Origin of the sequence: Actinotalea sp. Marseille-Q4924, assembly GCF_916618755.1 — a bacterium.
Taxonomy (GTDB): domain Bacteria; phylum Actinomycetota; class Actinomycetes; order Actinomycetales; family Cellulomonadaceae; genus Actinotalea.
Genome location: NZ_CAKAKB010000003.1, coordinates 979,296 through 999,930, shown reverse-complemented (window position 1 = coordinate 999,930; position 20,635 = coordinate 979,296). Strand labels below are relative to the sequence as shown.

Genomic DNA, 20,635 nt, shown 5'->3' with positions numbered 1-20,635 from the left:
GGCGGCGTCGTCCCCGGTGGGTGCAGGGGAGCGGGGCGTCAGTCCCCGGCGCTCGTCACCCACCGCGCCGCCGAGGCGACGTCCGCGTGCCGGAACGTGAAGCCCGAGTCGAGCAGCACGGTCGGCAGCACGCGCTGGGACGCGAGGATGTCGTCGGCGAACTCGCCGACCGCCAGGCGCAGGGCGAACCGCGGGACCGGCACGACGGCGGGCCGGTGGAGCTCGCGGGCCACGGCGCGCACCACCTCGGCCTGCGGCACGGGGTGGGGGCCGACGACGTTGACGGCGCCGGACACCGCGGCGGTGAGCAGGTGCTCGACCGCCCGGACCTGGTCGACCAGGGTGATCCACGGCCAGTGGTTCCGCCCGTTGCCCAGCGGGCCCCCGACACCCAGCCGCAGGAGGGGCAGGAGACGGCCGAACGAGCCGCCCGACCGCGACATGACGATCCCGGTGCGCAGGTGTGCCACGCGGACGCCCGCCTCCTCGGCGGGGGCCGTCGAGGCCTCCCACGCCCGCACCACGTCGGCGAGGAACCCCGTGCCGCCGTCGGAGGCCTCGGTGAGCACCTCCTGGCCGCGATCGCCGTAGAAGCCCACCGCCGACCCCTGCAGGAGCACACGCGGACCCTCGGCGGAGTCGGCGAGGGTCCGGGCGAGCAGCGCGGTGGGGCGGGTGCGGGACTGCAGGATGGTGCGCCGGTACGCAGCGGTCCACCGGTGGTCACCGACGCCCGCACCGCCGAGGTTCACGACCGCGTCGGCACCGGCGAGGTCCGCCGGGTCGAGCCGGTCGGCGTCCGGGTCCCAGGAGATCTCCTGCGGGCCGCGGGCCGGTCGCCGCACGAGCCGCCGGACGTCGTGACCGCCGTCCCGGAGGTGGTCCACCAGGGCGGAGCCGATGAGTCCGTGGGAACCGGCGACGACGACGCGCATGGGTGCACCCTAGGAGATCCGCGCGGCCGGCCGTGGCCGTGCGCAGGGGGCCCGCCCGCGGCCGGTCAGCCGCCTCACAGCGAAGGGGCCGCACCGCGGTTCCCGGTACGGCCCCTCCTGCGGGGCTCAGGCCGGTGTCAGAGCCCGACCTCGGACTCGAAGGCGCCGTCCTCGATGCGCTTCTTGACCGTCTGCAGGTAGCGCGACGCGTCCGCGCCGTCCACCAGCCGGTGGTCGTAGGACAGCGCGAGGTAGCACATCGACCGGATCGCGACGAACTCGGTGCCGAACTCGTCCGTGGCGACCACGGGGCGCTTGACGATGGCCCCCGTGCCCAGGATCGCGGACGTGCCGCCCGGCACGATCGGCGTGTCGAAGAGCGCGCCCCCCGAGCCTGTGTTCGTGACCGTGAAGGTCGCGCCGCTCAGCTCGTCGGGGGTCGCCTTGTTGTCGCGCGTCCGGGTCGCGAGGTCGTTGATCTTCCGTGCGATGCCGGCCAGGTTGAGGTCGCCCGCGTCGCGGATGACCGGGACCACGAGCCCGCGCTCGGTGTCCACCGCGATGCCGACGTTCTCGTGGCCGTGGTAGGTGATCTGGTTGCCGGCGAGGACGCCGTTGACCTTCGGGTGGGCCTTGAGCGCCTCGGTCGCCGCCAGGACGAAGAACGGCAGGTAGGTGAGGTTGACGCCCTCACGTGCCTTGAAGTCGTCCTTGGCCCGGGCGCGCAGCTGGGCCACGCGCGTCACGTCGACCTCGACCACCGTCGTGAGCTGGGCCATCGAGTGCAGCGCGTCGACCATGCGCTCGGCGATGATCTGGCGCAGCCGGCTCGCCTTCTCGGTCGTGCCGCGCAGCGGCGACACGGCGGCGGGCTCGGCGGCCGCCCGCGCGGGTGCGGACGCGGCGGCGGGTGCGGCCTGCGGCGCCGCGGCCGCCCTCTCCCGCTCGGCGCGCTCCGCCTCGGCGCGCGCCGCTGCCTCGAGCACGTCCTCCTTGCGGATCCGCCCGCCGACGCCGGTGCCGGACAGCGTCGACAGGTCGACACCCTTCTCCGCCGCGAGCTTGCGGACCAGCGGCGTGAGGTAGCCGCCCGAGGTCGGCGTGCTGCTCGACGGCGCGGCCGGGGCCGTCGACGTCGGCGTCTGCTCACGGTCCGCGGCCTGCCCGGGTGCCAGCGTCTGCTCGGGCTTCTCCTGCGCGGCCGCGGACGGCTGCGGTGCCTGCACGTCGTCGGCCGGGGCCGCCTCCGTCTCGGGGCCCGGGCCGCCGTAGTCGCCACCCTGCTGGTCCTGCGCGCTCTGCTGCACCGCGTCCCGGGACGGCTCCTCCTCGGCAGCCGGCTGCTGGGGAGCCTCCTGCGTCCCCTGCTCCTGCTGCGCCGGTGCGGAGCCGGCGGACCCGACGCGCGCGAGGACGGTACCGACCTCGACGGTCTCGTCCTCCTGCACGAGAATCTCGGTCACCGTGCCGGCGAACGGCGACGGGATCTCCGTGTCCACCTTGTCGGTCGAGATCTCCAGGAGCGCCTCGTCGACCTCCACGCTGTCGCCGACCTGCTTGAGCCAGCGGGTCACGGTGCCCTCGGTGACGCTCTCGCCGAGCGCCGGGAGCGCGACGTCCTGCGTGTCGCCGCCCCCCTGCGCGCCGCCGCCCTGGGCCGCCGCGCCCTGGTCGGACGCGCCCTGGTCGGACGTGCCCTGGTGGGACGCACCCTCGTCGGACGCACCCTCGTCGGCGGACGCGCCGTCACCACCGCCGGCCTCCTGGCCGCCGCCGGCGACCTTCGGCTCCTCCTGGGGCGCAGCGGCCTGCTGCGTCGGCTCGCCCTGGCCGCCTGCGGCGTCCGGCTCCTCGACGGGACCACCGGTGACCTCGTCGGGGACCTGGGCGGCCTGCTGCTCGTCGCCGCTCGCCGCGCCGTCGGACGCCCCGGCCCCGCCGTCGCCCGCACCGGAGGACTCGCCACCCTCGCCGATGACGGCGAGCGCAGCCCCGACCTCCACGGTGTCGTCCTCCTGGACGAGGATCTCGAGCAGGGTCCCGGCGAAGGGGGACGGGATCTCGGTGTCGACCTTGTCGGTCGAGACCTCGAGCAGCGGCTCGTCGACCTCGACGGTGTCCCCGACCTGCTTGAGCCAGCGGGTGACGGTGCCTTCGGTCACGCTCTCGCCGAGCGCCGGCATCAGCACGGAGTCAGACATGACCTCGCGTCTCCTTCGGTGGGGTCAGTTGTGGGCGTGGAGGGGCTTGCCGGCCAGGGCCAGGAAGGCCTCGCCCAGCGCTTCGTTCTGCGTCGGGTGCGCGTGGATCAGCGAGGCGACGTCCTCCGGGTACGCCTCCCAGTTGACGACGAGCTGGCCCTCGGCGATGAGCTCACCGACGCGCGCGCCGATCATGTGCACGCCGACCACCGGGCCATCCTTCTGCCGCACGAGCTTGACGAAGCCCGTGGTCCCGAGGATCTGGCTCTTGCCGTTGCCACCGAGGTTGTACTCGAGCGTCTGCACGGCGTCGTCGCCGTAGGTCTCCTTGGCCTTGGCCTCGGTGAGACCGACCGAGGCGACCTCGGGCTCGGAGTAGGTGACGCGCGGGATGCCCGACTCGACGATCGGCGCGGGCGCGAGGCCTGCGATCTCCTCCGCCACGAAGATGCCCTGCTGGAACCCGCGGTGCGCGAGCTGCAGGCCGGGGACGATGTCGCCGACGGCGTAGATGTTCCCGACACCGGTGTGCAGCCGCTCGTTCGTGATGACGAAGCCGCGGTCGAGCGTCACGCCCTGCTCGCCGTAGCCGAGGCCGTCCGTGCGCGGGCCGCGGCCCACGGCGACGAGCATGATCTCGGCGTCGAACGTCTTGCCGTCCTCGAGGGTGACGTGGACCCCGTCGTCGTCCTGGGTCACGCCCTGGAAGCGGACGCCCGTGGAGAACTGGATGCCGCGCTTGCGGAACGCCCGCTCGAACGCCTTGCTGATGGCGGGGTCCTCGTTGGGCACGAGGTTCGGCAACGCCTCGATGATCGTGACGTCGGCGCCGAAGGACTTCCAGACGCTCGCGAACTCCGAGCCGATGACGCCGCCGCCCAGGATGACGACGGACTTCGGGACCCGGTCGAGCGTCAGCGCCTGGTCCGAGGTCATGACCCGGCCCTCGATCTCCAGCCCGGGCAGCGAGCGGGAGTAGGAGCCGGTCGCCAGGACGATGTGCTTGCCCTGGTACGGCTGGCCGTCGACCTCGACGACGTCCGCGCCGACGAGCTTGCCGTAGCCCTCGACGTAGGTGACGCCGTGGGCCTTCACGAGGCCCTGGAGGCCCTTGTAGAGGCGGCCGACGACACCGTCCTTGTACGCGTTCACCTTCTCGATGTCGATGCCCTCGAACGTCGAGCGCACGCCGTACTTCTCGCTCTCGCGGGCGCCGTCGGCGAGCTCGGCCGCGTGCAGCAGCGCCTTGGTGGGGATGCACCCCCAGTGCAGGCAGGTGCCGCCGAGCTTCTCGGCCTCGATGAGCGCGACGGTCATGCCCAGCTCGGACGCGCGCAGAGCGGTGGCGTAGCCGCCGCTCCCTCCGCCCAGGACCACGATGTCGAAGACGGGGTGTTCTGCCACGATGCGATGCTCCTCCGGGAGACGGCGGGTGGGACGCTCCGGTCATCCTGTCATCACTCGGAGACGAGCGTGAACCTGAGAGGACCGCAGCAGGGCCGAGGGCCCCACGAGTCATCCTATGAGTGTCCCCGCCGTACGCTGGCGGTATGCCCTTGTTCCGACGACGGCGCGCCGCGCGAGGCGCCCCCGCGGACAGCCCTGCCGCCCCGCCGGACGCCGACGCGCGACGGGCGACGAGGGCGCACCTGACGGAGTTCGTGCGCACCCGGGTCGGCGTCGAGGCCTACCTCGAGCCGGAGACGCGGTTCCAGCAGACGACCGTCCTGCTCATCGCGACCACGGGGGAGTGGACGCGCCGACGGGTGCCGGACGCCCGCGCGGCCCGGGAGCTGGCGAAGGAGCTGGCGATCCCCGTGTACGACGTCCAGCTCACCGGCTACCCGCAGCGCATGCGCGACTGGAACTCGCGCCAGCGGGCCCGGGCGCGGGGGCGCTGAGGCCCGGCGGGGCTCAGCGGGTCTCGAGCAGCTCCAGCAGCGTCCGCACCGCGACGCCCGTGCCGCCGACCGGCGTGTAGCCGTGCGCACCGCCCTCGTTGAACGCCGGGCCGGCGATGTCCAGATGCGCCCACGGCGTGGACCCGACGAACTCCCGCAGGAACAGCCCGGCCACGAGCATCCCGCCGAAGCGGTCGCCGATGTTCGCCATGTCGGCCACCGACGACTTGAGCGAGGCGCGCAGCTCCTCCGGCAGTGGCATGGGCCAGAACTGCTCGCCGGCGCGACCGGCGGCGTCGACGACGGCCGCGCGCGCGTCGTCGGTCCCCATGACCGCGGACACCCGCGTGCCGAGCGCCACGACCTGCGCGCCCGTGAGCGTCGCCACGTCGACGACGACGTCCGGCTTCTCCTCGGACGCCGCGACGAGCCCGTCGGCGAGGACGAGCCGCCCCTCGGCGTCCGTGTTGAGCACCTCCACGGTCTTCCCGCCGTACTGGGTGATGACGTCGGACGGTCGCTGCGCGGTGCCCGAGGGCATGTTCTCCGCGAGGCACAGCCAGCCGGTCACCTTGACCGGCAGCTCGAGCGCGGCGGCGGCCACGACGGTGTGCAGGACGGCGGCCGCTCCGGCCATGTCCGACTTCATCGCCTCCATGCCCTTCGCGGGCTTGATCGACAGGCCCCCGGAGTCGAAGGTGATGCCCTTGCCGACGAGCGCGACGCTGCGCTGGGCGCGCAGGGGGGAGTAGGAGACCTTGACCAGCCGCGGCGGGCGCGCCGAACCCTGGCCCACCGCGAGCAGACCCCCGTACCCGCCCGCGGCGAGCGCCTTCTCGTCGAGGACGGAGACCTTGACCTTGGTGCCCTTCGCCGCCGCCCGCGCGGCGTCCGCGAACGCCGCGGGGAACAGGTCGACCGGCGCGGCGTTGACCAGGTCCCTCGTCCCGTGGACGGCGGCGGCAACGGCGGCCGCGCGGGCCGTCACCTTCTTGGCCGCTGCGTCCTTCGCCCGCGGCGTCACGACGGTGACCTGCTCCGCGGGAGCCGGCGCGTCCTTGCGGTACCGGTCGAACGCGTAGGCGCCCAGCAGCGCGCCCTCCGCGACGGCGGCGAGCTGCGCCAGGTCCTCCGCGGGCAGGGCCAGGGTGACCGAGCGCACGCCGGTGAGCTGTCGCGTGGCGGCGCCGGCGGCACGCCGCAGCGCCTCGTGCGTCGGGACACCGTCGGCGGGGAGCGTCCCGAGGCCGACGACGGCCAGCACGCTCGCCGCGAGGTCGGCCCCCGCGGGCAGCCGGTGCAGGCTGTCGGCCTCGCCGGTGATGCCGAGCGCGCGCGCCGACCCGGTCAGCTCGCCCCGCAGGGCGTCGGGCAGACCCGCGGCACCGACGAGGCGCACGCCGCCGTCGGCGTCCGGTGCGGCACCGACGACGAGGACGTCGGTGTCGAGGCGGGCAAGGTCCGTGGCGGTGAGCGTCAGTGCAGGCACGCGCCCGATCGTAGCCGCGCCCGGCGGCCGGCTCGCGAGCCCGCGAGGAGGCTGAGCGCAGCGGCGGACGGCGTCCCCGCCCGCCGTATCCTCGTGCCCGTGTGGACACCCCTGGTGCTGGTCACGGCCCTCGGCGCCGGTCTCGTGTCGGCCTGGGCCGCCTGGCGCACGGTGCGCGACCGGCCTGTGGTCCTGCGGCAGCTCGTCGCGTCCGGCGTCGTCGAGGCCCTTCTGCTCGTGCAGGTCGTCGTCGCCGTGGTCGCCGTCGCGCGGGGCAGCGGCCCGGCCGACGGGGCGACCTTCTGGGGCTACCTCGTCACGACGTTGTTCGTCCTGCCGGTAGCCGCCGCCTGGGCGTTCGCCGAGCGGACCCGCTGGAGCTCCGTGGTGCTGCTCGTCGCCGCGCTGACCGTGGTGTTCCTGCAGTACCGCGTCGTCCAGGTCTGGACCGGCGCGTGAGCGGCCCCGACGGTGGGCGGGTGCCGGCGGCCTCCTCCGCCGCCCGCGGGTCTGCGAGCACGGCCTCCGGGCCCGGGCGCGCGCTCGTCGCCGTCTACGGCGTCCTCGCGGTCGCGGCGACCTTCCGGTCCGGCGTGCAGGTCCTGCGTGACTTCGACGCCGCACCGGTCGCGTACGCCCTGTCGGCCTTCGCAGCCGTCGTGTACGTCGTGGCGACGATCGCCCTGGCCCGCGGTGGTCCGGTCGCGCGCCGGGTGGCCTGGGCCGCCGTGACCATCGAGGCGGTCGGGGTGCTCACCGTGGGGACCCTCTCGCTCGTGCGGCCGGAGCTCTTCCCGGACGCGACCGTGTGGTCCGCCTTCGGCGCGGGGTACGGCTTCGTCCCGCTCGTGCTGCCGGCCCTCGGCCTGTGGTGGCTGAGCAGGACCACGGATCGCCGTCCCGCACCGCAGGACCGGCCCGCCCGGTAGGTTCGGCGTCTGTGTCCTCGCCGTACGCCTTCCTCTTCCACCACGTGCTGCGCCGGCTGGACCCCGAGCGGGCCCACGAGCTCGGCTTCGGGCTGGTCCGCGCCGTCGCCGCCGTCCCGCCGCTGCGCGCGGCCGTGGCCCGGGCGCTGCGACCCGCGGCCCCCGGCGCTGCGCCGGTCCACGTGCTCGGGCGGGACCTGCCCGGGCGCTTCGGCCTCGCGGCAGGGTTCGACAAGGACGCCGTCGGGGTGCGCGGGCTCGGCATGCTGGGCTTCGCGTTCGTCGAGGTGGGCACCGTCACGGCGCTCGGGCAGCCCGGGAACGAGCGGCCGCGGCTGTGGCGCGTCCTCGACCGCCGGGCGGTGCGCAACCGCATGGGCTTCAACAACGAGGGTGCCGACGCCGTCGCGCAGCGCCTGCGCCGGGTGCGGGACACGCCCTGGGGCCGCGCCGCCGTCGTCGGCGTGAACATCGGCAAGACGAAGGCGACCCCCGAGGCCGACGCGCCGGACGACTACGCCGCGAGCGCCCACCGGCTGGCGCCCTTCGCCGACTACCTCGTCGTCAACGTGTCGTCCCCGAACACGCCCGGGCTGCGGGCGCTGCAGTCCGTCGAGAGCCTCCGGCCGATCCTGGAGGCGGTGCGCGCCGCCGCCGACGACGCCACCGGTCCGCGCCACCGGGTCCCGGTCCTGGTCAAGATCGCGCCCGACCTGGCGGACGAGGACGTCGACGCCGTCGCCGACCTCGTCCTCGAGCTCGGCCTCGAGGGTGTCGTCGCGGTCAACACCACCATCGCCCACGACCTCGGCGAGGGCGGGCTGTCCGGGCCCCCGGTCCTGCCCCGCGGCCTGGAGGTGGTCCGCCGCCTGCGGGACCGCCTCGGCCCGGACGTCGTCGTCGTCGGCGTGGGCGGTGTCACGACGGCCGACGACGCCCGGGCGTACCGTGAGGCCGGGGCCGACCTGGTGCAGGGGTACACGGGCTTCATCTACGAGGGCCCGACGTGGGCCGCACGGATCAACCGGGCGCTGGCCCGGCAGGAGGGGCGATGAGCGGGCCGCAGTGGACCTGGCAGTTCCTCGCCGTCGACGAGCAGGCGGTCGACCGGCCCGTGAGCCCGGCCTTCACGAGCCGGTTCGACGCGGAGGCATGGCTGGGGGAGCAGTGGCGGTCCCTCGCGGGCGAGGGTGTCGCGTCGGCGCGCCTGCTGCACCAGGGCGCCGTCGTGGCGCCCGCCGTCCCGCTGCGCAAGGGCTGAACGCCGTCGTGCCCGCCCGCCTCACCACGACCCGACGAGGGCTGCAGCTCGCCGTCGGGCTCGTGCTGTACGCCGCCTCGATCGCGGCACTGGTGCGGGCCGGCCTGGGGAACATGCCGTGGGACGTGCTGGGTCAGGGCGTCAGCCTGCGGCTCGGGATCTCCCTCGGCACCGCGACCCTCGCGCTGAGCGTCGTGGTGCTCCTGTGCTGGGTGCCGCTGCGGCAGCGGCCCGGCGTCGGCACCGTGGCGAACGTGCTCGTCATCGGGCTCCTCGTCGACCCGTTCCTCGCGGTCCTCGAGCGGCTCCCGGACCCGTTGCCGCTGCCCGCCGCCGTCGGGCTCAGCGCAGGCGGGATCCTGCTCAACGGCGTCGCGACCGCCTGCTACATCGGGGCGCGCCTCGGGCCGGGCCCTCGCGACGGGCTCATGACCGGCCTGGTGACGCGCACCGGCCGGTCGGTCGGCCTCGTCCGCTCCACCATCGAGGTCACGGTCGTCGTGACCGGCTGGGCCCTCGGCGGCACCCTGGGCGTGGCGACCGCGGCCTACGCGCTGGGCATCGGTCCGCTCGTCCACGTGCTGCTTCCCCGGTTCACCGTGCCCACCGGCCCCGTCTCGGCGGTGGAGCCGGACGAGGTCGTCAGGCCGGGTACTGCCCCCGCTTGACCTGGGGCCGGGGGAGGCGGCTGCGCCGGATCTGGAAGGCGCGGACCACGCCGTACATCATCGTGCCGCGGGGCACCTCGCCGAACCTCGCAGCGATGCGCCGCTTGAGGATGCGCGACAGGATGAACCCGTCGACGACGGTGATGAGGACGACGAGGTACAGCACCGCGAGCGTGATGAGGCCGGCCGCCGGGTCGTTGCCCGTGACGAGGATCGCGAACACCATCACCAGCGAGAACGGCAGGAAGAACTCGCCGAGGTTCCAGCGCGCGTCGACGTAGTCGCGCACGTAGCGGCGCACCTTGCCACGGTCCCGCGCGGGCAGGTTCGCCTCGTCGCCGCTGAGCATGGCCTGGTACTCGCGGTCGCGCTGCTGGCGCAGGGCGGCGCGCTGGCTCTTGGCCGCGGCCTTGCGGTCCTCGGGCACCAGGGGTCGCCGGCGGGCAGCCTCGGCCTCGCGGCGCCGGGGCGTGGGGCGACCCTTCCCTCCGAGCGGCGGCGCGGCCGACGGGTCGGCGGGGGCGGCCGTCACGGCGTCGACGGGGGAGTCCTTCTTGCGGTCACGGAAAGGCACAGGCTGAGGGTAGTCGAGCGCACGGGTAGCGTTCGGCGGGTGACCCACGAGAGCCTCGAGAACCTCGACCCGACGTCGCGCGCCACCGCCACGGACGACCTCCGTGACCGGGTGTCCGCCGCCTTCCCCGCCCTGCGTGCCGACCTCGAGGCGCTCGTGCGCATCCCGAGCGTCTCCGCGCCCGCGTTCGACCAGGCGCACGTCGCAGCCAGTGCCGCCGCCGTCGCCGACCTGCTCGGCGCCGCCGGGATGCCGGACGTCCGGCTGCTCACGGCGACCCGGGCCGACGGCGTCGTCAGCCGCCCGGCGGTCGTCGCCCGTCGCCCCGCGCCGGCCGGGGCCCCGACCGTCCTGCTCTACGCGCACCACGACGTCCAGCCGCCCGGCCGCGACGAGGACTGGCGGTCGGCACCCTTCGAGCCGACCGAGCGCGACGGCCGCCTCTACGGCCGCGGCGCCGCCGACGACAAGGCGGGGGTCGTCGCGCACCTCGGTGCGCTGCGGGTGCTCGGGGAGGACCTGCCGGTCGGCGTGACCGTCTTCGTCGAGGGCGAGGAGGAGATCGGGTCCCCGACCTTCGTCGACTTCCTCACCCAGCACCGCGACCTGCTCCAGGCCGACGTCATCGTCGTCGCCGACTCCACCAACTGGAAGGTCGGCGTCCCGGCCCTCACGACCAGCCTGCGCGGTCTCGTCGACTGCGAGGTCGAGGTCGCGGTGCTCGAGCACGCCGTCCACTCGGGGATGTACGGCGGGCCGGTGCTCGACGCGCCGACCCTCCTGGCCCGTCTCATCGCCACGCTCCACGACGACGACGGCGCGGTCGCCGTGGCCGGCCTGACGAGCGCCGACGAGCCGGCGGTGGACCTGCCGGAGGAGGCGTTCCGCACCGATGCGTCGGTCCTGGACGGCGTCCGCCTGGCCGGGTCCGGCACGCTCACCGGCCGCATGTGGACGAAGCCGGCGCTGTCGGTCATCGGGATCGACGCGACCTCGGTGGCACAGGCGTCCAACACGATCGCGCCGCGTGCCCGCGCGAAGCTGTCGCTGCGGATCCCGCCCGGCCAGGACCCCGTCGAGGCGGCGGCTGCGCTGCGCGCGCACCTCGAGGGCCACGCGCCCTTCGGCGCCCGCGTCACCGTCGTCGACGGCGAGCTCGGCAAGGCGTTCCGCTCGCCGGTGGACTCCGCGGCGATGCGGACGGCGCGGCAGGCCTTCGCCGACGCGTGGGGCACCGAGCCCGTCGACATCGGTGTCGGTGGCTCCATCCCGTTCATCGCGGACCTGCTCGAGGTGTTCCCCGACGCTGCGATCCTCGTGACCGGCGTGGAGGACCCGGACAGCCGGGCGCACGGCGCCGACGAGTCCGTGCACCTGGGGGAGCTGGAGAAGGTCGTCCTCGCCGAGGCGCTGCTGCTGTCCCGCCTGGGTGCCGCAGGTCCGGCGGACTGACGCCTACCGCACGACGTCGCCCTCCGCCCCGCTGCGGTGGGCGACGTCGAGCGCCGTCGCCCACGCGACGACGTCCTCGGGCAGGCCGGGGCTCGTCGGGTCGGCGCCGAGCAGCACCGCCACGTCGGGCGCGGGGACGCGGGCGCCGGAGCGGGACAGGAACCGTCCGGCCACCAGCCCGCGCGCGCACAGGTCCCCACGACGGCGGAAGACCTGCTCGAGGTACACGACGCGGGGGTCCCAGCCCACGACGCGGGTCGTGATCTCCACGGGGTCCCCGAGCTGCAGCGAGCGCCGGTACGTCATCGCGGAGGAGGCGACGACCGGGTACCAGCCGTGCCGTCGCAGCAGCGGGAAGGCACCGAGGTCGGCGAGGAGGTTGCTGCGTGCGACGTCCATCATCTGCAGGTAGACGCCGTTGTTGACGTGCAGGTAGAAGTCCAGGTCGCCCGGGCGCACGCGGGTCCGCGTCACCGAGGGGTCGAGGATCGTCCGGCCGGGTACGGCACGCCGCGGGAACGTGGAGGCGAGGGTCAGCTGGATCTGTCGGCTCACCGCGGCGACGTTACCGTCCGCGTCAGACCGGTGGTCGCGGGTCGTACTGGATCGCCCGCCGGACCTGACGCGCGACCTCCGGCGACTCCAGCCGTGCCACCAGGTGGAGGGCCATGTCGATCCCGGCGCTGACGCCCGCAGCCGTGACGACGTCGCCGTCGTCGACGAAGCGGGCCTCCGTGTCCAGCAGCACGCTCGGGTCGATCCTGGCGATGTCGTCGAACGCGTCCCAGGACGTCGTCGCGGGTCGCCCTGCCAGCAGCCCCGCGGCCGCGAGGACGCGCGCCCCGGTGCAGACGCTGGTGACCAGCGGCGTCGTCGCGCGGGTCCGGCGCAGCCACGCGAGGTGCTCGGGGTCGGTCGCCAGCGCCCGCGTCCCCTCTCCGCCGGGATGGACGAGCACGTGCAGCGGCCCCACGTCCTCGGCCCCGTGGTCGGGCACGAGCCGCAACCCCTTCGCGCACCGCACGCCGTTCCCGTCGGGGGAGAAGGTCACCACCGAGGGGCGCAGCGCAGAGTGCTCCGCCCACGTGGCGAGCACCTCGTAGGGCCCGGCCACGTCGAGCTCCTCGGCGCCGTCGAAGACCAGGATGCCGACCCGCAGCGGGTCTCCGGTCGCCACACGACCACCTCCGTCGTCCTCCTGACGTGCCGGCCGGCGTCCCGGTCCGGCGCAAGGGCCTACAGCCCGGGCAGAGCGAGCATCTGGTCCAGCGCCACGCGTGCCCAGTGCGCGTCGTCGGCGTCCACGACGACGCGGTTCACGGTCCGGCCCTGGACCAGCGACTCCAGGGTCCAGACCAGGTGCGGCAGGTCGATGCGGTTCATCGTCGAGCAGAAGCACACCGTCGAGTCGAGGTAGTGCACGTCCAGCTCCGGGTGCTGGCGGGCGAGACGGCGCACGAGGTTCAGCTCGGTGCCGATCGCCCACGACGAGCCCGGCTCCGCCGCGCCCAGCGCCCGGACGATGTACTCGGTCGAGCCCACCATGTCCGCGGCGGTGACGACCTCGTGGGTGCACTCCGGGTGCACCAGCACCGTCACGCCGGGCACGCGCTCCCGGACCTCGCTGACGTTGCGCGCCGAGAACCGGCCGTGCACCGAGCAGTGCCCGCGCCACAGGACCATGCGGGCGTCCCGGAGCTGCTGCGCGGTGAGCCCACCGCCGGGCCGGCGCGGGTCGAACACCACGCAGTCCTCGGGGCGCAGGCCCAGCTGGAGCACCGCGGTGTTGCGGCCCAGGTGCTGGTCCGGCATGAAGAGCACCGTCCCCTGCCCCTCCGCCCCGCCGACCTGGTCGAAGGCCCACCGCAGGGCGACCTGGGCGTTGGAGGACGTGCACACGGTCCCGCCGTGCCGGCCGGTGAAGGCCTTGATCGCCGCGGAGGAGTTCATGTAGGTGACGGGGACGGTGCTGTCGGCCACACCGGCGTCGGCGAGGACCTCCCAGGCCTCCTCGACCTGCTCGATGGCTGCCATGTCGGCCATGGAGCAGCCGGCGGCGAGGTCGGGCAGGAGGACCTTCTGGTCCGGCGCCGTCAGGATGTCGGCGGACTCGGCCATGAAGTGCACGCCGCAGAAGACGATGTGCTCGGCCTGGGGGCGTGCGGCGGCCTCCCGGGCGAGCCGGAACGAGTCTCCGGTGACGTCCGCGAACTGGATGACCTCGTCGCGCTGGTAGTGGTGACCGAGGACGAAGAGGCTGTCGCCCAGGGCCGCACGCGCCGCGCGCGCCCGCTCGACGAGGTCGGGGTCGCTCGGGGACGGCAGGGCCCCCGGGCACTCGACGCCACGCTCGGACGCCAGGTCCCTGCCCTGGCCCAGCAGCAGGAGCGCGGACGGTGTCGGCTCGACGAAGCCGGCGGTCGTCCCGGCGCCGGCGTCGCTGGTGGCGGTGCTCACGCGCGGCAGTCTCCCACAGGGCGGTCGCGGACCGAAGGGGGTGGTGGGGCACGATGACCCGGTGCGCATCCTCGTGGCCCCCGACCGGTTCGCCGACGCCCTCTCCGCGGCCCAGGCGGCCGAGGTCATGGCCGCCGGCTGGGCAGCCGCGGCGCCGGACGACGCGCTGGTGCGGCTGCCCCTGTCCGACGGCGGGCCGGGCTTCACCGAGGCCGTGCGCGCCGTCCGCGGCGGCGAGGTCCTGCCCGTCACGGTCGCCGGTCCCGACGGTGCCGACGTGCCGGTCCCCGTGCTCGTCCACGACGACGCCGACGGCCCCACGGCCTACCTCGAGGCGGCCCTCGTCCTGGGGCCGCACCTGCTCGCCGGCGTCGAGGACCCGTCGGTGACGAGCTCGTACGGTCTCGGGCAGGCGCTGCGTGCCGTGCTCGACCACGGGATCCGCCGCGTCGTCGTGGCCGTCGGCGGGGTCGCCACGCACGACGGCGGCGCGGGGGTGCTCGCCGGGCTCGGCCTGGCCGCACCGGCGCTGCGCCGCGGCGGGGCCGCGCTGTCGGGCCTGTCGGCCGCCGACCTCGACGGCCTCGCGGAGCTGCGCCGCGAGCTGGCGTCCGTGCACCTGGTCGGGGCGGTCGACTCCGACGTCCAGCTCCTCGGCCTGCACGGCACCAGTGCCGCGCTCGCGTCGGCGCGGCGGGTGAAGCAGGACGAGGGCCAGGACCTGGAGCGCGCCCTGAGCGCCCTCGCCCACCTCGTCGGCGAGGTCGTCGCGGGGGACGCGTTCCGCCGCGACCTGCTCGTGCCGGCCGGTGACGGCCGCGAGCACACCCGGCGGCTCGCGCAGCTGCCCGGCGCCGGTGCCGGTGGCGGGCTCGGGTTCGTCGTGGCCGCGCTCGGCGGCGTCCTGCGGCCGGGTGCCCACGTCGGTGCGGAGACCGCAGGCCTGCACGGGCGCCTCGACGACGCGGACCTCGTCCTGACCGGCGAGCGCGCGCTCGACGGCCACTCGCTCCACGACGGCGTGGTCGCGACCGTGGCCGCCGCGGCCCTGCGGCGGGCGGTCCCCGTGGTGGCGGTGGCCGGCGAGGTGCACGTCGGTCGTCGCGAGTGGGGCGCGGCCGGCGTCTCGGGGGTCTACGCGGTGGCGGAACGGCCCGGGGAGGTGCTGTCCCGGGACGGCGGCGAGGTCGCGCGCGCTCTCCGGGCACGGGTCGAACGGGTGGCGCGCACCTGGTCGCGCTGAGGTCCCACCTCCGGGGTCGTACCCTGGACGGGAACACGGGCGGGCCGGCGATGCGTTGGCACCGACGACAGCCCCCGAGATGCTGCGGAGACACGATGAGCGAGACCACCCAGACGTCGACCCACGGCGTGATCCTGACCGACGTCGCCGCCGGGAAGGTGCGCACGCTGCTCGAGCAGGAGGGCCGCGACGACCTTCGCCTGCGCGTGGCGGTGCAGCCCGGCGGGTGCTCCGGCCTGATCTACCAGCTGTACTTCGACGAGCGCGTGCTCGACGGCGACGCCGTCAAGGACTACGACGGCGTCGAGGTCGTCGTCGACCGGATGAGCGTCCCCTACCTCGAGGGCGCGACGATCGACTTCGCCGACACGATCGAGAAGCAGGGCTTCACGATCGACAACCCCAACGCAGGCTCGTCCTGCGCGTGCGGCGGCTCCTTCGCCTGAGCGACGGGCATCACGACGGGCCGGTACCTGCGGGTGCCGGCCCGTCGTGCGTCCCGAGCAGGACCGTCGTGCGGCCGACCGGCGCGTGCGTCGCAGGACCGTCGCCGTCGTCGTCGGTGTCCGTGACGACGCGGTGGCCGCGCAGGCGGGCCCACGCGGGGATGTCGTGCTCGGCGGCGCGGTCCGTCCACAGGACGGTGACGCGGGTGCCGTCGGGCAGGTCCCGCGCGGCGGCGGCGAGGCGGATCACCGGCAGCGGGCACAGGAGGCCGCGGGCGTCGACGACGACGCTCACAGACCCGTCGCCCCCGTCAGGCCGCGGACGTGGGCGACGGCGCCGGGCAGCACGTCGCAGAACCTGTCCACGTCCTCCGCGGTCGTCGTCCGGTGCAGCCCGATCCGGACGTTCCCGTGGGTGAGCGCGCCCATCGCGGCGAGCACGTGGCTCGGCTCCTGCGCCGAGGAGGTGCACGCCGATCCCGACCCGACCGCGAACCCGTGGCGGTCCAGCTCGCCGAGCAGCGCCTCGCCGTCGACGTAGAGGCAGGAGAACGTCACGACGTGCGGCAGGCGCTCGGCCGGGTCGCCCACGACCTCGACGTCGGGCACCTCGCGCGAGACCCGTCCACGCAGCCGGTCGACCAGGGCCCGCCGACGGCGCTCCTCCTCCTCCCGGTCGCGCAGGACCGCCGCCAGCGACACGGCGGCCGCGAACGCCGCCGGGACGCTCACGCCTCCCGGTGACCACGTGTCCTCGTCCTCGGGCCAGGCAGGGACCGTCCGGGTCCTGGACCGCACGGCCAGCACACCCACGCCGGCCGGGCCGCCCCACGCGGCCGGGTCAGCGGTGATCACGTCCCACTCGGGGGGCACGGGCAGGTGCCCGACGCTCGCGCCGGCGTCGACCAGGAGGGGCACGCCGTGCTGCCGGGTGGCGGCGAGCGCCTCCGTGAGGGGCTGTACCGTGCCGACCTCGCCGTTCGCGTGCTGGAGCGCCGCCAGGGCGACGCCCGGTGCCGAGACGGCATCGCGCCAGGCATCGAGGTCGACGCGGCCGGTCGCGTCCACGGGCACGGCCGCCGGCCCGTCGGCGTCGAGGAAGCGCGCGGCGGCGTGGACCGCGGCCCGCTCGACCGCAGAGGCCACGACCCGCGTCCCGGTCCGTCGCCGCGCGCGTGTCACCGAGAGGACCCCGCCGTGCAGTGCCGCGGTGTGGGAGGCGAGGAGGTGGACCTCCTCGGTGCGGCACCCGAGCGACGCAGCGAGCGACTCCCTGGCCCCCTCCAGGAGCAGCCGTGCCCGGCGGCCCTCGGCGTGCAGCCCGCGAGGGTCGGCCCACCCCTCCGCCTCGGCCGCCCGCCAGGCCTCCACGGCCGCCGCGTGCAGGGGCGCCCGACCGGCGGCGTCGAGGTAGACGCGAGCGTGCTCCACGCCGCCACGATAGGTGCCCGCGGAGCCTCCGGCGTCGCGTCGACCCGGCCGTGCTGTGGTGCGCCTGAGACGGGTCAGCCGGTGCGACGCGCCAGGTCCGGACCGGGGGAGGGAGGGCCCGTGGTCCCGCGATAGGCTGCGCTCGACGAGGACCAAGGTCCCGGGTGCGGCGCTGCCGACCGGTGGCCCGGCGGCCCGCCGCAGCGCGACGTTGCGGCGGCCCTGGGCGCCCGTGCCGGGGACGAGTGACAGAGAGGCGCGTGTGGACGTGCAACACCCCCGACGCCGTCGCTGGGGCGCCACCAGGACCGCGGTCCTGACCGCCGTCGTGGCGATCGCGGTGACCGGCTGCTCCACCGAGGCCCAGCGCGGCTGGCTGCCCGGCACCGACGACGGCACGCAGGTGACCAACCAGACGGAGCGGGTGACCAACCTCTGGGTCGGCTCCTGGATCGCTGCCCTCGCGGTCGGCATCATCGTCTGGGGTCTCATCCTCTGGTGCGTCGCCGTGTACCGGAAGCGCAAGGACGACGACGTCCTGCCGGTCCAGTTCCGGTACCACGTGCCGCTGGAGATCATGTACACGGTCATCCCCGTCCTCATGATCGGCGTGCTGTTCGCGTACACCGCCAGGGACATGAGCGCCCTCGAGGACACCAGCGCGGAGCCGGACCTCACGGTCGAGGTCTACGGCAAGCAGTGGAGCTGGGACTTCAACTACCTCGACGAGGAGGTCTGGGACACGGGGGTCCATGTCGCGGACGTCGGTGCACCGGGCAACCCCGAGACCCTGCCGACGCTGTACCTGCCGGTGGACCAGCGGGTGGAGTTCCACCTGCGATCACGCGACGTCATCCACTCGTTCTGGGTGCCGGCGTTCCTGTACAAGAAGGACATGTTCCCGCAGGACGTCCGGGTGTTCCAGGTGGTCCCGACGGCCGAGGGCGTCTACGCGGGCAAGTGCGCCGAGTTCTGCGGCGAGCACCACTCCGGCATGCTGTTCAACGTCGCCGTCGTCTCCCAGGAGGAGTACGCGCAGCACATCGAGTCGCTCCGCGAGGCGGGCCAGACCGGCCGTCTCGGGCCCGAGCTCGACCGTGACCAGAACGGTGGCGACGACAACGCGATCCCGTCCGGTGAGGGCGGCGCCGTGGAAGGAACTGAGGGCTGATGGTCGCGCAGATCGAACGGGTCCCCGGGCTGGCGCCCCGGCGTCAGACGAGGGGACGGACGGTGGTGAAGTGGCTCACCTCCACCGACCACAAGACCATCGGCTACCTCTACCTCATCTCCTCCTTCTTCTTCTTCGCCGTCGGCGGTCTCATGGCGCTGATCATCCGCGCCGAGCTGTTCGTGCCGGGGATGCAGGTGCTGCAGAGCAAGGAGCAGTACAACCAGCTCTTCACGATGCACGGCACGATCATGCTGCTGCTGTTCGCGACACCGCTGTTCGCGGGCTTCGCGAACGTCATCATGCCCCTGCAGATCGGTGCCCCCGACGTCGCGTTCCCGCGGCTCAACATGCTCGCCTACTGGATGTACTTCTGGGGCGGCCTCATCGCCGTCTCGGGGTTCTTCACGCCGCAGGGCGCGGCGTCCTTCGGGTGGTTCGCCTACGCGCCGCTGTCGAGCACGACGTTCTCCCCGGGCCTGGGTGGTGACCTCTGGGTCTTCGGCCTGGCGCTCGGTGGCTTCGGCACGATCCTCGGTGCCGTCAACTTCATCACCACGATCATCACGATGCGTGCCCCCGGCATGACGATGTTCCGGATGCCGATCTTCACCTGGAACATCCTCGTCACGAGCCTGCTCGTGATCATGGCGTTCCCCCCGCTGGCCGCGGCGCTGTTCGCCCTCGGAGCGGACCGTCGGCTGGGCGCGCAGGTGTTCAACCCCGAGAACGGGGGCGCCATGCTCTGGCAGCACCTGTTCTGGTTCTTCGGGCACCCCGAGGTCTACATCATCGCCATCCCGTTCTTCGGCATCGTCTCCGAGGTCTTCCCGGTCTTCAGCCGCAAGCCGCTGTTCGGCTACAAGGGCCTCGTCTACGCGACGATCGCCATCGCCGCCCTCTCCGTCACGGTATGGGCGCACCACATGTACGCGACGGGTGCGGTCCTCCTGCCGTTCTTCGCGCTCATGACGATGCTCATCGCCGTCCCCACCGGTGTGAAGTTCTTCAACTGGATCGGGACCATGTGGCGCGGCAAGCTGACGTTCGAGACGCCCATGCTCTGGTCGATCGGCTTCCTGGTGACGTTCCTCTTCGGCGGTCTGACCGGCGTCATCCTGGCCTCGCCGCCGCTCGACTTCCACGTCACCGACACCTACTTCGTCGTGGCCCACTTCCACTACGTCGTCTTCGGCACCGTCGTCTTCGCGATGTTCGCCGGCTTCTACTTCTGGTGGCCGAAGTTCACCGGTCGGATGCTCGACGAGCGCCTCGGCAAGATCCACTTCTGGCTGCTGTTCTTCGGCTTCCACGCGACGTTCCTCGTGCAGCACTGGCTGGGCGTCGTGGGCATGCCGCGGCGTTACCCGGACTACATGCCCGAGGACGGCTTCACCTGGATGAACCAGCTCTCCACGGTCGGCTCGTTCATCCTCGCGGCCTCGACCCTGCCCTTCCTGTGGAACGTCTACGTCACGTGGCGCACCGCGCCCCGCGTGGTCGTGGACGACCCGTGGGGGTACGGGAACTCCCTGGAGTGGGCGACGTCCTGCCCGCCGCCGCGGCACAACTTCACGTCGTTGCCGCGCATCCGTTCTGAGCGTCCCGCGTTCGACCTGCACCACCCGGAGGTGGCGGCGATGGACCACGTCGAGCCGGACTCCGACGGCCCGTTCGACTGGGAGGCCGACCGCCGCGGTCAGACCGCCCTGGGCCGGGAGCGGCTCGCGACGGGCGACGCCCACCCCGAGCAGTCGTCGGCGACCATCATCGACGACGGGCCTCGCCCGGAGGACCGTCCGGCACGTGACGACGAGGAGGGCCAGCGATGAGGACCGAGACGAGGCTCTTCGTCATCCTGACGCCGTTCTTCGTCTTCATCTGGCTCGTCTACGGCTTCTGGAGCGGCTGGGAGCCGGTCGGCACCGCCGCGCTGCTCCTCACGGCCGGGCTCACAGCGATGATCGGCTTCTACCTCGCGCTCGTCGCCCGGCGGATCGACGCACGGCCGGAGGACGACCCGTACGCCGAGGTCGAGCAGGGAGCGGGGGAGCAGGGCGTCTACTCGCCCTGGAGCTGGTGGCCCTTCGTGGTGGGGCTCTCGGCGGCCATCTGCTTCGCGGCCCTGGCTGTCGGCTGGTGGCTGTTCTTCATCGGCGCCGCGGTGGCCGTCATCGCCCTGATCGGCTGGGTCTTCGAGTTCTCCCGCGGGCAGCACGCGCACTGACGCACCGGAGGGGCGAGCCGCCGGTGCGGCCGCCTCGGCGGGCAGAGCACGACAGAGGGGCCGGGGCGCACTTCCCGGCCCCTTCGTCGTACCCGTCTGCAGCGCGCCGTGGGCCAGACCGGCGACGGCGACGCCCACGCACGTCTACGCCGCGACGCCGAGCCGCGACGAGGGCGTGACGCGCCGACGGCGCCGCCCCGCTGCGGGGGCGACGCCGTCGGTGGTGCGGCGGATCCGTGTCCGGCCGGCA

The 20,635-nt window shown here is 74.1% G+C and carries 22 protein-coding genes; 12 read left to right on the top strand and 10 right to left on the bottom strand.

Annotated features, from left to right (window positions below; genetic code table 11):
• Positions 1-38: 38 nt before the first annotated feature.
• The 3 genes from LG379_RS11300 to lpdA all read right to left on the bottom strand — a co-directional run bounded on the left by LG379_RS11300 (position 39) and on the right by lpdA (position 4,540).
• Positions 39-935, bottom strand: a complete 897-nt coding sequence (locus LG379_RS11300) for a TIGR01777 family oxidoreductase (protein WP_225754633.1) — start codon at positions 933-935, stop codon at positions 39-41.
• Between the two features lie 137 nt (positions 936-1,072).
• Positions 1,073-3,136 (bottom strand): 2-oxoglutarate dehydrogenase, E2 component, dihydrolipoamide succinyltransferase, encoded by a 2,064-nt coding sequence (gene sucB / locus LG379_RS11295; protein ID WP_225754632.1) that lies wholly within the window; start codon positions 3,134-3,136, stop codon positions 1,073-1,075.
• A 24-nt stretch (positions 3,137-3,160) separates the two neighbouring features.
• Positions 3,161-4,540 carry a dihydrolipoyl dehydrogenase gene (gene lpdA, locus LG379_RS11290; RefSeq protein ID WP_225754631.1) on the bottom strand — a complete coding sequence of 460 codons (1,380 nt, stop codon included), beginning with the start codon at positions 4,538-4,540 and terminating at the stop codon, positions 3,161-3,163.
• Positions 4,541-4,686: 146 nt separating this feature from the next.
• Between lpdA and LG379_RS11285 the strand changes: the two genes are divergently transcribed.
• Positions 4,687-5,037: an oxidoreductase gene (locus tag LG379_RS11285; RefSeq protein ID WP_225754630.1), complete on the top strand. Its 351-nt coding sequence runs from the start codon at positions 4,687-4,689 to the stop codon at positions 5,035-5,037.
• Positions 5,038-5,050: 13 nt separating this feature from the next.
• Here the strand turns inward: LG379_RS11285 and LG379_RS11280 are convergent, their stop codons facing one another.
• Complete coding sequence (locus tag LG379_RS11280; protein WP_225754629.1) at positions 5,051-6,526, bottom strand: leucyl aminopeptidase; 1,476 nt, start codon at positions 6,524-6,526, stop codon at positions 5,051-5,053.
• Positions 6,527-6,625: 99 nt separating this feature from the next.
• On the opposite strand from LG379_RS11280, the gene LG379_RS11275 reads away from it, so the two are divergent.
• From LG379_RS11275 to LG379_RS11255, 5 genes are read left to right on the top strand one after another with little or no spacing between them, the layout of a single operon-like run.
• Complete coding sequence (locus LG379_RS11275) at positions 6,626-6,985, top strand: hypothetical protein (protein WP_225754628.1); 360 nt, start codon at positions 6,626-6,628, stop codon at positions 6,983-6,985.
• Positions 6,982-7,455, top strand: a complete 474-nt coding sequence (locus LG379_RS11270) for a hypothetical protein (RefSeq protein ID WP_370634499.1) — start codon at positions 6,982-6,984, stop codon at positions 7,453-7,455. The genes LG379_RS11275 and LG379_RS11270 overlap by 4 nt, the downstream gene beginning before the upstream one ends.
• An 11-nt stretch (positions 7,456-7,466) precedes the next feature.
• Positions 7,467-8,510 (top strand): quinone-dependent dihydroorotate dehydrogenase, encoded by a 1,044-nt coding sequence (locus tag LG379_RS11265; protein ID WP_225754627.1) that lies wholly within the window; start codon positions 7,467-7,469, stop codon positions 8,508-8,510.
• Positions 8,507-8,716 carry a hypothetical protein gene (locus LG379_RS11260; protein ID WP_225754626.1) on the top strand — a complete coding sequence of 70 codons (210 nt, stop codon included), beginning with the start codon at positions 8,507-8,509 and terminating at the stop codon, positions 8,714-8,716. The genes LG379_RS11265 and LG379_RS11260 overlap by 4 nt, the downstream gene beginning before the upstream one ends.
• Positions 8,717-8,724: 8 nt before the next feature.
• Entirely contained in the window at positions 8,725-9,384 is a 660-nt protein-coding gene (locus tag LG379_RS11255; protein ID WP_225754625.1) for a YitT family protein, read from the top strand.
• On the opposite strand, the gene LG379_RS11250 is transcribed toward LG379_RS11255, so the two are convergent.
• Positions 9,359-9,958 carry a DUF3043 domain-containing protein gene (locus tag LG379_RS11250; protein ID WP_225754624.1) on the bottom strand — a complete coding sequence of 200 codons (600 nt, stop codon included), beginning with the start codon at positions 9,956-9,958 and terminating at the stop codon, positions 9,359-9,361. The two genes, LG379_RS11255 and LG379_RS11250, sit on opposite strands and share 26 nt — an antisense overlap.
• Before the next feature lie 39 nt (positions 9,959-9,997).
• Here LG379_RS11250 and LG379_RS11245 point away from each other — a divergent pair, with 39 nt between their 5' ends.
• Positions 9,998-11,410: a dipeptidase gene (locus LG379_RS11245; protein ID WP_225754623.1), complete on the top strand. Its 1,413-nt coding sequence runs from the start codon at positions 9,998-10,000 to the stop codon at positions 11,408-11,410.
• Positions 11,411-11,413: 3 nt separating this feature from the next.
• Here LG379_RS11245 and LG379_RS11240 read toward each other — a convergent pair whose 3' ends face one another.
• Genes LG379_RS11240 through nadA form a run of 3 tightly spaced genes read right to left on the bottom strand, consistent with a single transcriptional unit; the run spans position 11,414 to position 13,867 of the window.
• Positions 11,414-11,965: a thioesterase family protein gene (locus tag LG379_RS11240; RefSeq protein ID WP_225754622.1), complete on the bottom strand. Its 552-nt coding sequence runs from the start codon at positions 11,963-11,965 to the stop codon at positions 11,414-11,416.
• Positions 11,966-11,987: 22 nt separating this feature from the next.
• Complete coding sequence (locus LG379_RS11235) at positions 11,988-12,587, bottom strand: DJ-1/PfpI family protein (RefSeq protein WP_225754621.1); 600 nt, start codon at positions 12,585-12,587, stop codon at positions 11,988-11,990.
• A gap of 59 nt (positions 12,588-12,646) precedes the next feature.
• A complete protein-coding gene (nadA, locus tag LG379_RS11230; RefSeq protein ID WP_225754620.1) occupies positions 12,647-13,867 on the bottom strand; it encodes a quinolinate synthase NadA in 1,221 nt (406 codons plus the stop codon).
• Between the two features lie 61 nt (positions 13,868-13,928).
• Here nadA and LG379_RS11225 point away from each other — a divergent pair, with 61 nt between their 5' ends.
• Positions 13,929-15,110, top strand: coding sequence for a glycerate kinase (locus LG379_RS11225; protein WP_225754619.1), 1,182 nt, complete (start codon positions 13,929-13,931; stop codon positions 15,108-15,110).
• 95 nt (positions 15,111-15,205) lie between these two features.
• Positions 15,206-15,556 carry an iron-sulfur cluster insertion protein ErpA gene (gene erpA / locus LG379_RS11220; protein WP_225754618.1) on the top strand — a complete coding sequence of 117 codons (351 nt, stop codon included), beginning with the start codon at positions 15,206-15,208 and terminating at the stop codon, positions 15,554-15,556.
• A gap of 10 nt (positions 15,557-15,566) precedes the next feature.
• On the opposite strand, the gene LG379_RS11215 is transcribed toward erpA, so the two are convergent.
• Positions 15,567-15,851: a sulfurtransferase TusA family protein gene (locus LG379_RS11215; RefSeq protein ID WP_225754617.1), complete on the bottom strand. Its 285-nt coding sequence runs from the start codon at positions 15,849-15,851 to the stop codon at positions 15,567-15,569.
• Positions 15,848-16,987: a cysteine desulfurase family protein gene (locus tag LG379_RS11210; protein WP_225754616.1), complete on the bottom strand. Its 1,140-nt coding sequence runs from the start codon at positions 16,985-16,987 to the stop codon at positions 15,848-15,850. The genes LG379_RS11215 and LG379_RS11210 overlap by 4 nt, the downstream gene beginning before the upstream one ends.
• Positions 16,988-17,249: 262 nt before the next feature.
• On the opposite strand from LG379_RS11210, the gene coxB reads away from it, so the two are divergent.
• From coxB to LG379_RS11195, 3 genes are read left to right on the top strand one after another with little or no spacing between them, the layout of a single operon-like run.
• A complete protein-coding gene (gene coxB / locus LG379_RS11205; protein WP_225754615.1) occupies positions 17,250-18,158 on the top strand; it encodes a cytochrome c oxidase subunit II in 909 nt (302 codons plus the stop codon).
• Complete coding sequence (gene ctaD, locus LG379_RS11200; RefSeq protein WP_225754614.1) at positions 18,158-19,990, top strand: cytochrome c oxidase subunit I; 1,833 nt, start codon at positions 18,158-18,160, stop codon at positions 19,988-19,990. The genes coxB and ctaD overlap by 1 nt, the downstream gene beginning before the upstream one ends.
• Positions 19,987-20,385, top strand: coding sequence for a cytochrome c oxidase subunit 4 (locus LG379_RS11195; RefSeq protein ID WP_225754613.1), 399 nt, complete (start codon positions 19,987-19,989; stop codon positions 20,383-20,385). Before ctaD ends, LG379_RS11195 begins: the two co-directional genes overlap by 4 nt.
• The last annotated feature ends 250 nt before the right edge of the window (positions 20,386-20,635 follow it).

Bases quoted from the DNA above. Each gene is read 5' to 3' on its own strand.
- LG379_RS11285 (WP_225754630.1), top strand. From the start codon at position 4,687: ATGCCCTTGTTCCGACGACGGCGCGCCGCGCGAGGCGCCCCCGCGGAC.
- LG379_RS11195 (WP_225754613.1), top strand. From the start codon at position 19,987: ATGAGGACCGAGACGAGGCTCTTCGTCATCCTGACGCCGTTCTTCGTC.
- LG379_RS11300 (WP_225754633.1), bottom strand. From the start codon at position 935: ATGCGCGTCGTCGTCGCCGGTTCCCACGGACTCATCGGCTCCGCCCTG.
- erpA (WP_225754618.1), top strand. From the start codon at position 15,206: ATGAGCGAGACCACCCAGACGTCGACCCACGGCGTGATCCTGACCGAC.
- sucB (WP_225754632.1), bottom strand. From the start codon at position 3,136: ATGTCTGACTCCGTGCTGATGCCGGCGCTCGGCGAGAGCGTGACCGAA.
- ctaD (WP_225754614.1), top strand. From the start codon at position 18,158: ATGGTCGCGCAGATCGAACGGGTCCCCGGGCTGGCGCCCCGGCGTCAG.
- LG379_RS11260 (WP_225754626.1), top strand. From the start codon at position 8,507: ATGAGCGGGCCGCAGTGGACCTGGCAGTTCCTCGCCGTCGACGAGCAG.